11 protein-coding genes and 1 pseudogene are annotated in these 12992 nt (G+C 58.9%); 7 read left to right on the top strand and 5 right to left on the bottom strand.

Annotated elements, in window-relative coordinates:
* Window positions 1-58: 58 nt before the first annotated feature.
* From CF161_RS32950 to CF161_RS28440, 3 genes are all read left to right on the top strand, one after another.
* Window positions 59-763: a hypothetical protein gene (locus CF161_RS32950; RefSeq protein ID WP_156882747.1), complete on the top strand. Its 705-nt coding sequence runs from the start codon at window positions 59-61 to the stop codon at window positions 761-763.
* Between the two features lie 66 nt (window positions 764-829).
* Entirely contained in the window at window positions 830-1456 is a 627-nt protein-coding gene (locus tag CF161_RS28445; protein ID WP_020300094.1) for a glycoside hydrolase family 19 protein, read from the top strand.
* Window positions 1457-1470: 14 nt separating this feature from the next.
* Window positions 1471-1980: a DUF2514 family protein gene (locus CF161_RS28440; protein ID WP_043230732.1), complete on the top strand. Its 510-nt coding sequence runs from the start codon at window positions 1471-1473 to the stop codon at window positions 1978-1980.
* Here CF161_RS28440 and CF161_RS28435 read toward each other — a convergent pair.
* The 4 genes from CF161_RS28435 to CF161_RS28420 all read right to left on the bottom strand — a co-directional run bounded on the left by CF161_RS28435 (window position 1938) and on the right by CF161_RS28420 (window position 5676).
* Complete coding sequence (locus CF161_RS28435; protein WP_020300092.1) at window positions 1938-2627, bottom strand: SOS response-associated peptidase family protein; 690 nt, start codon at window positions 2625-2627, stop codon at window positions 1938-1940. The two genes, CF161_RS28440 and CF161_RS28435, sit on opposite strands and share 43 nt — an antisense overlap.
* A 27-nt stretch (window positions 2628-2654) precedes the next feature.
* The gene (locus tag CF161_RS28430) at window positions 2655-3380 is read right to left on the bottom strand and encodes a hypothetical protein (RefSeq protein ID WP_020300091.1); all 726 of its coding nucleotides are present in this window, start codon (window positions 3378-3380) and stop codon (window positions 2655-2657) included.
* 418 nt (window positions 3381-3798) lie between these two features.
* A complete protein-coding gene (locus CF161_RS28425) occupies window positions 3799-4653 on the bottom strand; it encodes a cytochrome c (RefSeq protein WP_020300090.1) in 855 nt (284 codons plus the stop codon).
* A 69-nt stretch (window positions 4654-4722) separates the two neighbouring features.
* Complete coding sequence (locus CF161_RS28420; RefSeq protein WP_084471763.1) at window positions 4723-5676, bottom strand: LysR family transcriptional regulator; 954 nt, start codon at window positions 5674-5676, stop codon at window positions 4723-4725.
* Between the two features lie 110 nt (window positions 5677-5786).
* Between CF161_RS28420 and CF161_RS28415 the strand changes: the two genes are divergently transcribed.
* The 4 genes from CF161_RS28415 (at window position 5787) to CF161_RS28400 (ending at window position 12266) form a co-directional block, all read left to right on the top strand.
* Window positions 5787-6965 carry a M20 aminoacylase family protein gene (locus tag CF161_RS28415; protein ID WP_020300088.1) on the top strand — a complete coding sequence of 393 codons (1179 nt, stop codon included), beginning with the start codon at window positions 5787-5789 and terminating at the stop codon, window positions 6963-6965.
* 15 nt (window positions 6966-6980) lie between these two features.
* Window positions 6981-8267: an MFS transporter gene (locus CF161_RS28410; RefSeq protein ID WP_052027232.1), complete on the top strand. Its 1287-nt coding sequence runs from the start codon at window positions 6981-6983 to the stop codon at window positions 8265-8267.
* Window positions 8268-8289: 22 nt separating this feature from the next.
* Window positions 8290-11016, top strand: coding sequence for a beta-glucosidase (locus CF161_RS28405; protein ID WP_256206967.1), 2727 nt, complete (start codon window positions 8290-8292; stop codon window positions 11014-11016).
* 98 nt (window positions 11017-11114) lie between these two features.
* Window positions 11115-12266, top strand: a complete 1152-nt coding sequence (locus CF161_RS28400; protein WP_256206966.1) for a porin — start codon at window positions 11115-11117, stop codon at window positions 12264-12266.
* Between the two features lie 93 nt (window positions 12267-12359).
* Here the strand turns inward: CF161_RS28400 and CF161_RS32575 are convergent.
* Window positions 12360-12661, bottom strand: a pseudogene (locus CF161_RS32575) (site-specific integrase); the annotation flags it as partial.
* Window positions 12662-12992: the final 331 nt, after the last annotated feature.

Raw genomic sequence — 12992 nt, 5'->3', positions numbered from 1 at the left:
CCTGGACGTTTTCCGTAGCCGGACAACAGCCTACCACCATTTTTTACGGGGTCTTCTGATGCGGGCTGGACTTCAAGTATTTAATGAGCTTAATACCATCCAGATAGACGACCGTTTTTCGTCGTATACGCTTTCTGAGAAAATTACCCTCACTTCATCCCGTATTCTTGGAAGTAGTAATAGCTACGACGGTATTCTTTATACCGTTGCTGGCTTGGATACGGTAGTTGCCGTTCAGTGTAAAACTGGCAGTACTCTTACAAGACTGCAAACAATGACTTCGGACAGCTGGAGAATCGGGATAGCCACCCAAGGGCTGGGTCAAACAGTGACTCTTTTCCTCTTCCGGCCCGGAATCCAGATGCAGTCGACTGAAGGCCTACAAGTATTTAACGACGACGGGGAACTGGTTTTTGATGCAAACGCAAATAACCTTTCTGGTGAAAGGCTTATAGATTTAAAGGTAGGCCAGCCGGGACAAACCTACCCCCTAACTCCTGGGCGTGAGTATGCGGTTATCTACTCCCAATGGGGCGGACGAATAACCACGATTTGGGGGCCTGGCGGGGGCGGTCCAGCTGCATGGGAAGGGTTTATTTTTCGATATGGGCCGGTTGTAGTGCCGTCTACCGGCGCTATTAGCGTTTCAGCTGTACTCAGGTACGCACAAGTCTCCATGTTTTCCAACGGAGCAAGGCCGCCAGATGGCGATGCCTACTACCTTGGCGGCCCGATCTTGGTCGCGGACGTGACCGGCCTGTAATCAAAACCTGTTCCGAGAGTTTTAGCCCCGCCATCGAGCGGGTTTATTTTTGCCTGAGGAAACACCATGCCCATCACCCAGCAGCAGTTGCTGCAGATCCTTCCCCAAGCCCGCCAAGTCGCGGGCTTTTTTGTGCCCGCGCTGAATGCAGCGATGGCCCGTTTCAAGATCAACTCCCCGGTGCGCATGGCTGCCTTCATCGCCCAGGTCGGGCATGAGTCTGGTCAATTGACCCGGATGGCCGAGAACCTGAACTACAGCGCTGCGCGAATCGTTGAACTGGGTAACGCGTCAGCGCCGGGCACGCGCTGGCGCTCTCTGGTGGCCCAGGCGAAGGCGATTGAACGCAATCCGCGAGCTTTTGCTGAGGCGGTTTACGGCGGTCGAATGGGAAACGACAAGCCCGGTGATGGCTTCAAATATCGCGGGCGCGGCCTGATCCAGCTGACCGGTGCGAACAACTACCGCGCCGCCGGCGCCGCCCTGGGCCTGGACCTGGTTAATCACCCTGAACTGGTGGAGCAGCCCGAGACTGCCGCCCTGGTCGCCGGGTGGTTCTGGCAGTCGAACGGCCTCAATGAACTGGCCGACTCAGGGCAGTTCGCCAAGATCACCCGAGTGATAAACGGCGGATTGACCGGCCAGGCGGACCGCGTGGCGCTGCGCGACCTGGCCGCGAAGGTGCTGGCGTGATCAGCCTTCGCACCATGGGTGCTGCGATCTGCCTGGCGCTTGTGGCTGTTGCCGTATGGGGCGCCTACGAGCATGGCCGCTCAACAATGGATGAGGAGTGGCAAAACCGCTGGGCCGCCCGTGACGCCGGTGACAAACAGGCCTGGGCCCTGGCCGAGGTCGCCGAGCGCGAAAAGGAACAGTCCCGGCAGAATGCAATCAACAAGGTGGTTCAAGATGGGCAACAGATTATCGACCAAGCAACTGCTGATGCTGCTTCCGCTCGCGCTTCTGCTGGGAGCCTGCAGCGGTCAGTCGACGACCTCGCCGGCCGTCTCGCAGCCCAGGCCGGCAGCCATTCCTGCACTGCCGCCGCAAGCGAGGCAGCTTCCCGCGCCGTCCTGGTGCTTGCCGACGTGTTCAAGCGCGCTGATGAAAGAGCGGGAGACCTGGCGGCAGATGCTGATCAAAGCCGGAGCAGGGGAGTGACTTGCCAGCAGGCCTATGACGGTGTCGCCAAGGGTTCGATCAGTTCCGGCCCGTGATTCCTGACGTTGCCGACGGCGGTGCTGACCTTGAACCACTCGAAGGCCTCCGCTGGCTCGCCCTGGTGCAGGGCCATCTGTTCAGCACGCCCCTTGGGCGTGGCCGGGTCGAGCCATTCTCGAGCCAATTCTGGGGTTAGGACTACCGGTCGGCGATCGTGAATGTCGACCATGCCACCCTGGGCATCGGCGGTGATGATCACGAACCCATCATACTCACCGCGGCCTTCATCTGGATCTGGCAACTGTCCGATCGAGGCGCAAAGAATAGGCGAGCCATCCCGGTGACGGATCAGATAGGGCTGCTTCTTTGGGCCGCCTTCATCGACCCACTCAAACCAGTTGTCGATTGGGCATATCGCGCGATGCGGCCAGATCTGGCGGAAAAAGGGGCCGTGGGCCACCTTCTCTACGCGTGCATTGATCGGCGCGGCTCTATCTTTTGCCCAGTGTGGTCGCCAGCCCCAACGAACAGGATCGGCGACCAAGGTGTCTTCGCCAGCATGGAAGAGGGCGATTTGCATTGTCGGCGCCGCGTTGTAGCGCCCCAGGGGCTGGTCACCGACGTTGTTGATCAGAGCGCCGGGCATGCTCAGGGCTGCTACGAAGTCGTGAATACCACGGTACTGCGAAAGTCTTCCGCACATGGTGAACCCTCCAAGTACCCACTCAGCCTAGCCTTCCTCGTCATTTTGAGCATGATGGTTTTGGCGTGAGCCTTCCTTCGCCACAAAGCCCAGGCCGGCGCAGGCCTGGCAGTCCTCTCTCAGTGCAAAGCGATCCTGGCACGTTGTGCACCGGCTGAAAGCCGCAGAGAGAAGAAGAGGGCGGGCCCGGCGGTATGTCTCAAAGTCGTGGTTTTCTAGGGCAACCTGCGCGGTGTCGAGCAGCGTCCGGTATGCGTCGGGGTCCTCGATGTTCGAATACTCTTTCCCGTTGATGCGCTGGCCGGTGATCACCAGGTCATAAATGCTGCCGTCTGGCTTTGTGATCGTCATGCCATCCATTGCCCAGGCTTCGGCGTTGATCCGGAAAGCTAACCGGCGGACCCCTTTCTCTTCTAATACCTGCGCTGCCATCTGGCCGGCCGCTCCCTCTGGAAAGTAGATGCTGCCGTTGAGCTTGCCTATGCGGGGGCCGCCAGCTCTCGGCACCAGGTCATAGAACCCCCAGGCGAGGAACCCGGGTTCGCAGTCGATTAGGGTTTCGACCGCGTGCCAATACGCTGCGTTGGCGAGCTCGTCCATTTCCAGCTTTTCCATCTGGTCGATGGCGCCGGCGGCGAGCATGTCGCCCGAATTGGCGCGACAGATGATTCTGTGGGCCTCTGGGTTCGCCATCCGTAATTCGTGGTCATCAAGGTGCTGGCGCCACTTGGCCATCCATTCTGTTTTGTGCATGGGGGCAACTGCTTTTTAAGTGCTGTATGTACATACAGTAATTGAGGCGTGAGCAAAGCGCGATTCACGCCGACGAGCTGTAGAGGTTTGGGATGGTGTTCGTTCGGCAGGACGCCGGGGGAGGGGCCAAAATGGCTTGGGGACTTTTTCGGGGATTCGCTATTTACCGCTCGGCTCTGTTAGGCACCGTTTGCAGCGAGCGCCAGAGGGAGAGTCAGTAAATGCTGGGCCTTGTGCCCATTTTCAAGCATGGGGTGCTAGGGGTCGAGTGTTCGAATCACTCCGTCCCGACCATATATTTCAAGGGGTTGCGAGATTTTATCTCGCGACCCCTTTTTACTTTTAAGGCTTTTTACCCCCGCAAAACTTCTGGCTCTGGGTGGAATCCTTACGACTTCCGCGCGGACGGACGCAGGCTTTAGCACTCGCGCATGGTCTCTGTACCAATGCTGTCGCTCCTTTCTCTTCCCATCCTGAGGTTTTGCGTGCCGGCCAGGCTCGAGGCCAGTTGGTTGATGCCCTTGCCGGCACTGTTGTGGCACGCCGAGCAGCTGGTCGAATAGACATTGGCGCCTTGCTGCATCAGCGAGGTGTTGGCTTTGGGCATTGCGGGGCTGCGGGTAGCCGAGCCGGGCAGCTCTTTGAGGTAGGCGGCGATGGCGTACAGGTCCTCGTCACGCATGTGCTGGGTCGAGTTGGTGACCGCTTCTGCCATGGGTCCTGAGGCTACTGCGACGTAGTTGCTGCCCGTTTTCAAGTACTGCACGAGCTGCGCGTCGCTCCAGCCGCCGACGCCGACATACGGGTTGCCGGTGATTTCCGGTACATGCCAGCCCGCTAGTTCGCCGCCTTGCAGGAACGCGTCGCCCTTGTCGCCGCCGAGAAAATTCTTCGATGTGTGACACGCTGCACAGTGGCCGAGGCCCTGCACTAGGTAGGCGCCCCGGTTGATCTGCTCAGACGCGCCAGCCAGCGGTTTGAACGGCGTGTTATCGAAGTACCGCAGGTTCCAGCCCATCATCAGGCGGATGTTGAACGGGAAAGGCAACTGGTTGGAGCCGACTTCGTTGTCCGCCGCCGGCACCGTTTGCATATACGCCCAGAGGTCGTGCATGTCCTGGTCGCTGACTTTCACGAAGACGTTGTAGGGCATCGCCGGGTACAGGTTTTCGCCATGCCGGCCTTTGCCTTCGCGCACCGCGCGGTTGAACTCCTGCTCGGACCATGCGCCGATACCGGCGTTCCTGTCAGAGGTGATGTTGCTCGCCAGCAACGTGCCGAACGGCGTTTGCAGTGCATAACCGCCGGCAAAGGGTTTGCCGGGTCGAGCTTAGATCGACGCTCAAAAAAACAGATCCTTGGGTGACAGCATCTCACCGTAGGGCGAGTTTGAGTTTCGGGTGTGCTGCTTGATCACCTGTTTCAAGAGCGAGATGAAGCCGTTAGCGGCTTTGCTGCGCACGGTACCGCGCCGGCTGACGGCGCCGAGGATTCTGGATTTCGACGCTTTGAACGCACTCATGGGTTCTACGGTGGTGGAAAAGAACGGCGACTTGAGCAGTACATCGGGAAGTACCGTCAGCGAGTCTGTCTGCAGCAGTATCGGCAGCAGGATTCCGGCCGAATGTACGCTGACGACGTGACTAGGCGGTGGAGACAGGCGGAATTCTCGGTTCAGGTCGTTGATGAAGTTGTTGTGCAGCGAGGGTGGGTAGTTGGCCAGCCATTTCATCGAGTTGAGTTCGTCGATGGAGCTGGAGTGTTGCAGCGGGTGGTTTTTGCGCGCGACCACATGAGCCTGGTAGGAAAATAGCGGCTCGATGGAAAACTCATTTTCGGCGGCAAAATTACTGGCCTGGATGATCGCAAAATCGAGATAGCCGTCTCGCAGTTGTGGCACGGAAATACCGTGCAGTCCCTCATACACTTCCAGGAACACGTGCGGGTGTTGTTGCTGATAAAGGCTCAGGCATTCCGGCAAAAAAGTGAAGTTGACCATCGGCGAGATGGCGATGCGCAAACGCTCCGTTTGACCGCTGCGAATCAAATTCAAGTCGGCCTTGGCTTTGTCTATCTCGCTGAGAATCAACCGTGCATGGTGCAGCAGGCTTTTGCCCGCTTCGGTAAATCGCACACCCGTGTGCGTTCGCTCCAGTAGCGCCATTCCCTGCTGCTGCTCTAGGTCACGCAATGTGCGGGTAATTGCTGCTTGCGTCAGCCCTATCGATTTGGCTGCGCTGCGGATGCTGCCGGTCTCGGCAACCGCCACCAATGCTACGAACTGATTGGTTTTCATGCCGCTCCACGATGACAACTAAAAGTTGTCATCGAGCCTAAACCTTGTCTTTTCATCCTGTCAATACGGGTCAGAATCAGGGCCATGTTCAGTCTGAGGAGACAATAAAAATGACAATACTGGCAGAAATCGAGCAGATTCAGGAGGAGATGATAGCGATCAGACACGCTATCCACGCGCATCCGGAATTGGGCTTCGAAGAGTTCGCCACCAGTGACTTGGTGGCGCAAAAACTTGAAGAGTGGGGCTATCAGGTGCATCGCGGCTTGGCGGGCACTGGCGTGGTTGGCCAGTTGTGTAATGGCAGCGGCCCGCGCATCGGCTTGCGTGCCGACATGGATGCGCTGCCGATCAACGAGGAGACCGCCCTGCAATACGCCAGCACCCAGGCCGGCAAAATGCACGCCTGCGGCCACGATGGCCACACGGCTACACTGCTGGCGGCAGCCAAAGTGCTGGCTGATACCCGACGTTTCAACGGCACCTTGAATGTGATCTTCCAGCCGGCGGAAGAGGGCTTGGGTGGCGCTCGCGAAATGGTCGAACAAGGCTTGTTTGAGCTATTTCCGTGCGATGCGATCTTCGCCATGCACAACATGCCGGGTTTTCCTCAGGGTAAGCTGGGCTTTCTGGCGGGGCCGTTCATGGCCTCATCCGACACCGCGACGATTACCTTGCACGGCGTTGGCGGCCACGGCGCAGTGCCTCACAAGACGGTGGACCCGGTAGTCATCGCGGCCACCTTGACCCTGTGCCTGCAAAGCATCGTGTCGCGCAACATCGACCCGCTGGACACCGCCATCGTCAGTGTTGGCTCGATTCATGCGGGCGCTGCTGCCAATGTGATTCCGGCCTCGGCCACGCTGCAAGTGAGCGTGCGCTCGTTGCGCGCAGAAACCCGTGACACCCTGCAAACGCGCATTACCACGCTGGCGCAGCACATTGCACAGAGTTATGGCGGCGACGCCGAGGTGCATTACAACCGGCGTTATCCCGTACTCGTCAATGATGAGCCGCAAACCGAACTGGCCCGCAGTGCCGCGCTGGAATGGGTCGGCGAGGAGGGTTTGATCCAGGACATGCGCCCGCTCACGGGCAGTGAAGACTTCGCCTTCATGTTGGCCAAATGCCCCGGTTCCTACTTGATCATTGGCAATGGTGACAGTGCCGAGAACGTCATGTGTCACCATCCCAAATACGACTTCAACGACCAGTGTTTGTTGGTCGGTGCCTCGTATTGGGTCAAGCTGGTGGAAAAAATGCTGAAGCCTGCTCCGTCTGTTCAATGAGGCCCGGATTCAATCATGCACACTCCTTCATCTGAAGCGTCTGCCGTGCCCGTTGACTCATCGGTGCCGGTCCGGCCCAGCCGGAAAAAGAACATCGCCGCGGTGACCATCGGCAATGGCCTGGAGTTCTACGACTTCACGGTCTACAGCTTTTTTGCCACGGTGATCGGCAAACAGTTTTTCCCCATGGAAGGTACGAACCAGTTGCTGTTGGCGTTCGCCACTTACGGCATTGGTTTTTTCATGCGGCCGCTGGGCAGCATTTTGCTCGGCCAATACGCCGACCGCGTAGGGCGCAAGGCCGCGATGGTACTGACCCTGTGGTTGATGGCCATTGGTTCGCTGATATTTGTGCTGACGCCCACCTACGCGCAAATCGGTATCGCAGCGCCGTTACTCATCGTGTTTGCCCGGTTGCTGCAAGGCTTTGCGATTGGCGGCGAAGTGGGCGCATCCACCACCTACCTGATGGAAAAAGCCGACAGTCACGAGCGCGGTTACTTCACCAGTTGGCAGTTTTTCAGCCAAGGCTTGAGCGTCCTGCTCGGGGCGCTGGTCGGTTTGAGCGTGAACTACGCGCTGAGTGAAGAGCAGGTCATGGCCTGGGGCTGGCGACTGCCTTTCGTGATCGGGCTGCTGGTGATTCCGGTGGGTTCCTACATGCGCCGGCACCTGCAGGAAAGCGAACAGGTAAAGCACAACGTCAGCCATCGCTTGAGTTGGCGCGAGCACAAACGGGCGCTGGTCGCCGGGATCTTGATCGCGATCGGTGGCACCTCTGGCTCGTACGTGATCCTGCATTACCTCTCCAACTTTGCCGTGGCGCAGTTGCACTTGCCGCTGTCCGCAGGGATCTGGACCGGTTGCGCAGCGGGCGCCGTGCAAGTGGCGCTGGCACTGGCCTCCGGGCGCGCCTGCGACCGTTGGGGACGCAAACGCATGATCCTGTGGTCGAGGATCGCCTTGCTGGTCTTGATCTACCCGGCGTTCGTGCTGTTACAAGCGTCGCCGACCTTACCGGTGCTGGTGATCGTGGCGAGCACCCTGGCAGCCCTGCTGGTGTGCAATACCGTGCCGTCGCTGGTGTTACTCGCGGAAATTTTTCCGGCGCAGGTCCGGGCCACGGGGCTTTCAGTGACTTATGCGTTGGCCAGCATCATCTTCGGTGGCTTTGCGCAGTTCTTCTGCACGCTGTTGATATCACTCACCGGCAACCCCAGTGCGCCGGCGTTCTACCTGATGGTTTGCGGGTTGGTTTCCCTGCTGGGTCTCCTGCTCGTCAAAGAACCCATTCAACGTTAACCCAGAAGTAACGGAGCTAATCATGACTAGCGTTATTACGCGGTACGGGCGCGTTCGCCCGCGACTTTTCCGACTGTCGATGCTGACGGCGGCGGTGGTGTGCGCATCCTTGGCTGGTGCGGCCATGGCCAGCCAAGCTGAAGTCCGCCCTGATGGGGATACGGCGCGGGTGGATGCACTGCTGAAAAAGATGACCCTGGACGAAAAATTCAACCTGATCCGCGGCGTGACCGAGGACGACAGCACCAACCAGGGCCAGGCCGGCTACTTGCCTGGCGTGGCGCGCCTCGGTGTGCCTGCGTTGCGCCTGGCCGATGGCCCGCCCGGTATCTTGACCCGCAAAGCCTCGATCATCCCGACCTCGACCATGGGATTGGCCGCGACCTTCAGCAAGCAGGATGCCTATGACAACGGCGCGGTAATCGGCGAGGAGGCCAAGCGCCTGGGCATCGATGTCGCGCTGGAGCCCTTCATCAATATGTTCCGTGACTCGGGCTTCCGACGTGGTTGGAACACGTACGGCGAAGATCCGCTGCTGACCGGCAGCATGGGCGCCGAGGTGATCAAGGGTATCCAGGGCCAGGGCGTGATGGCCCAGGCCAAACACTTGGTCGGCTACGACATGACCGGCTATGACACGCGCATTCCCGAGCAGGCCTTGCGCGAGGTGTACCTGGCACCCTTCCAGGACGCGATCGATGCCGGTGTGGCCTCGATCATGTGCTCCTACAACAAGCTCAACGGCGAGTTCGCCTGTGGCAACGAACAGTTGCTGGAGCAGGTACTGCGCGGCCAGATGGGCTTCAAGGGTTTCATCACCTCCGACTGGGGTGGCGTGCACAGTGCCCAGTACGTCAAGAAGGGCATGGACATGGAAATGCCCGGCCGCATCGACGAGAAGCACCCGTTCTGGGACATCATGCGTTCCTACTACGACAATACCGAGCAACAACAGCCGGCGTTGCACACCTCGATGGGCAGCATGAAAAAGGTATTTGCCCGCCCCATGCCGGAAGAGTGGATGGTTGGCCAGCGGCCAAATGTGCTGCTGGGGCAGTTCCCCAACGACGAGAAGCCGAGCAACTTGTTTGAGGCCCTGCGCGACAAGACCGTGCAAGAGCAGGATATCGACAAGGCCGCCCGGCGGGTGCTTGGCCAGATCGAGCGTTTCGGCATGCTGGACAAGGGCAGTCATCAGCCGCAGTCGACGCCCATGGTTGCCGGGCTGTCGCAGATCGTGCGCCGGACCAGCGAGCATTCGGCGGTGCTCCTGAAAAACCAGGACAACGTGCTGCCGCTGTCCAAGGAGGATCTCAAGGGGCTGGCCATGATCGGTCCGGGGGCGTTGCAGCCAGTGGCGCTGGGCGTTTCCGCCGAGCACGCGATCGGTGTGCCAGCGCTGCAAGTAGGCCCGGCCAACGCGTTGCGTGCGCTGGAGCCAACCGCTAAGGTCAGTGTGGCCGTGGCCAACGACATGACCGGCGTCGCGATTCCGGCGCAGTTCGTGTCGTTTGAAGGCAAGCCGGGGTGGGTAAGGGAAGGGCTGTCCCCGCGCGACAACCAACTGGCGTTTACGCAGGCCAATGCCTTGCCGGCCAACACCTTGCCGGCCTGGAAGACGGACCTGACCATCGAGCAGGAAGGCGATTACAACCTCAACCTACAAATGCTCGGCGCCGGCGCGGTATTGAAAGTCGACGGCAAAGTCATCGGTGAAAGCAGCTCTTTGAAAAATGCCTTGCACGGTGATGTTGTGCATCCCGGTCAAGACGCCTTGATGCCGACCACGGACGGGCTCAACAACGTGCGACGCATGGTCAAGCTCAGCCGTGGCGAGCACCTGATCGAAGTCAGCACCTACAACGACACCTCTGGCGAGCCGGTCCAAGTGCGCCTGGCGTGGGTCACGCCGGCCATGCGCGAAGCCAATCGGGCACAGGCGTTGGCTGCGGCGCGCAGCGCGAAGAAAGTGGTGTTTTTCGCCTGGGCGCGCACCGACCCGCAGTTCGGTTTGCCGGGTGACCAGGACGCGTTGATCGCAGAAATCGCCGCGATCAATCCCAACGTCGTGGTAGTGCTCAACACCAGCACGCCGGTAGCCATGCCATGGCTGGACAAGGTCAAGGGCCTGGTGCAGATGTGGTGGACCGGCGACGAAGGCGGCCCGGCTACCGCCGATATCCTCACAGGGCGCAGTAATCCGGCAGGTCGCTTGCCGTTCACCTGGGCCCACAGCCTGCAGGATTACCCGGCCACTGACCCGCGCTACCCCGAGCGTGGCCAGCAACTTGACGGCGTAGTCACTTATACCGAGGGCGTGAACATTGGCTATCGCTGGTTCGAATCGCAGCACAAAACGCCACTGTTTGCGTTTGGCTACGGGCTGTCGTATAGCCGCTTCGACTACCACGCCTTGCAGACGCATCGCCTGGCGAATGGCGACCTCAAGGTCGATTTCAAATTGACCAACATTGGTCGCGTAGCGGGGGATGAAGTGCCGCAACTGTACCTCGGGGCTCCCTCACAACCGGTCGAAGGCGCCGAGTTCGCACCGCAGACCCTGGTTGGGTTTGATCGGGTAAGCCTCAAGGCCGGCGAAACCAAAACCGTGTCCATCGTGGTACCGCTGCGCAAGCTCCAGTATTGGGCGGTCAACAACCAAACCTGGGAACTGCCAAAGGGCGAGCGCACCTTGAAGCTAGCCAGTGCGTCGGACAATGTGAGGGTGAGCCAAGCCGTTTCGTTCTGACCGTTACACCCCATAAAAATAAAAATATCCAGGCTTTAGCACTACCTACCTCTTGAACGTCTGCGCCATTGCCTGGTGGCGCAGCGGGAGCTTCCCCCATGATTTCCTCTGTTCGTCGTGTTGGACAAGGCTTTTGCGTGCTCCATCGTTTTATCCTGGCGGCGCTCCTGGCGCTGGGTGTTGTCCAGTCAGCGCTGGCAATTGACTTGATCAAAACCGACAGTGACCGCTTGGAACTGCACGCCCAAGGCATTTTTGCCGCCAACGACAAGGTCTACATCCAGGGCCGCCACACCGGCAGCATCGGCCACCGCATCAACATGATCTACACCCACCAGCTTAGTACTGAGTGGGCCGTGGGCATGCGCCAGGAATGGGCCTACGACCCGTTTTACTACGATCACACGGCCGCCCAGATCAAACGTTTCCAGTATGTGTTTGTGCGCAATGCACGCTGGGGGCAGTTGAGTTACGGGCAGCAAAAGTCCCTGACATTCGACATGGTCGGGTCCGTCACTGACTGGTACCTGGGTTATGGCACCAAGGGCCAGGGCACGTTCAACGGCTATGGCGGCAACCAGTTGCTGGGCTTTTCCCGGCCGAACAAATCGCTTTACTACCGGGTGCGTAGCGGCGATTTCGAGCTCGGGGCGATGTACGGCTTTGGCACCGGTCCGGTGCACAACTCCGTCAACCCCAGTAGTGTGGGCCCCGGCAAGTTTGTCGACAGCTCGCGGGACTCGCTGTACCAGGTCGGTACCATCTGGCGCCCGGCGCAGAATTGGTCGTTGCGCCTGGCCTATGGCGTCACCGAAATGAGCGAACGCTCGCTGGACACCAGGGCTCAACTCAACACCCGTCACCCCAACGTCGAAGGCTGGCTGTCGGGGGTGACGTATACCAATGCGCCCTGGTACCACGCGCTGGTGTACGGCGAGTACCGCAACCTCAACGCTTCAGCGCCAACGTCCAGCGGCTACCGTGAAGCGAAGGCCGTGGAGTCCTACAGCAGCTACTCATTTCCGGAAATGGGCGAATTGGGGTTTTTCAAGGCGTATGGCGGGATCAATCTGTTTTCCGACAAAAACAGTGACGGTCGCAGCGGGTATTCGGTGGCAGGTTTTGCCCTGATCACCTTGCATGACAGCCTTGCGATTGGCCTTGAGAGAAAGTTCGATATGGCCCGGAACAAGCAGGGTGACAGTACCGGGGTTGATGAGTATGAGCTGGTAGCCAAATACTACTTTTAGAACGTGTGCAGTCTTACTGTGTCGACACTAGGAACCGGGTGGCAAATCGGCGTCGGGATAGTCTTTCGCCGATTGGCTATGGGTTGAATGCGCTAGGGTAGCCGCGGCGTATGCCTGTGCCTTGGCTGTTTTCTTGTGTTCGTTGGGATTGATCTGCTCATCAAGCACCCTGGCCGGTTACGCGAATTACTGATGTCTGTCAGGGATTTGCGCGGCCAGGTTCCGCAGGCGTACTTTTTGTTCTGGTCGCCCCAGCGATAACGATTGAAAAAGCTGACCGACACACCGGCCTTACGCACTGAGATTCGCCCGGCGAATTTGCCATCCTCCCTTAGGATGCGGCCGGCATCATTGGCGGTCAGCGACTCGAGTTCTTTGATGGTGATTTTGGCCATGAAACGGGCGTTCCCTATTTTTGCCCCCACAAAAACGTCGGTTCCTGATGGACGTTATCGGACTCGCGTAGAGCAGAACACCGCTGGAACTCACGTAAATACTGGCTTGGAAAAATCCTGTACAAAATTTTGGAAGCTTTCAAGAAGTATGAAAAAGAAGATGGGGGCTCGGGGGCGAGGGTTCGAATCACTCCGCCCCGACCATATTTTTAATGACTTAGTCCAATCTTCACAGGTTGGACTTTTTCATTTCCAGAAAATACTCTCACATCCCCCACACAGTAATTTTGCGAATTGCAGGGACACAGCGTCCTATCAGGGGGCTTATTAG

The organism is Pseudomonas sp. CF161, from assembly GCF_000416215.1.
GTDB lineage: Bacteria > Pseudomonadota > Gammaproteobacteria > Pseudomonadales > Pseudomonadaceae > Aquipseudomonas.
The sequence above is the reverse complement of the archived record's forward strand: the minus strand, read 5'-3'. Positions and strand labels throughout refer to the sequence as shown.

Coding starts and splice junctions, on each gene's coding strand:
- CF161_RS28400 (WP_256206966.1), top strand. CDS start 11,115: ATGATTTCCTCTGTTCGTCGTGTTGGACAAGGCTTTTGCGTGCTCCAT.
- CF161_RS32950 (WP_156882747.1), top strand. CDS start 59: ATGCGGGCTGGACTTCAAGTATTTAATGAGCTTAATACCATCCAGATA.
- CF161_RS28410 (WP_052027232.1), top strand. CDS start 6,981: ATGCACACTCCTTCATCTGAAGCGTCTGCCGTGCCCGTTGACTCATCG.
- CF161_RS28435 (WP_020300092.1), bottom strand. CDS start 2,627: ATGTGCGGAAGACTTTCGCAGTACCGTGGTATTCACGACTTCGTAGCA.
- CF161_RS28420 (WP_084471763.1), bottom strand. CDS start 5,676: ATGAAAACCAATCAGTTCGTAGCATTGGTGGCGGTTGCCGAGACCGGC.
- CF161_RS28415 (WP_020300088.1), top strand. CDS start 5,787: ATGACAATACTGGCAGAAATCGAGCAGATTCAGGAGGAGATGATAGCG.
- CF161_RS28440 (WP_043230732.1), top strand. CDS start 1,471: ATGGGTGCTGCGATCTGCCTGGCGCTTGTGGCTGTTGCCGTATGGGGC.
- CF161_RS28430 (WP_020300091.1), bottom strand. CDS start 3,380: ATGCACAAAACAGAATGGATGGCCAAGTGGCGCCAGCACCTTGATGAC.
- CF161_RS28405 (WP_256206967.1), top strand. CDS start 8,290: ATGACTAGCGTTATTACGCGGTACGGGCGCGTTCGCCCGCGACTTTTC.
- CF161_RS28445 (WP_020300094.1), top strand. CDS start 830: ATGCCCATCACCCAGCAGCAGTTGCTGCAGATCCTTCCCCAAGCCCGC.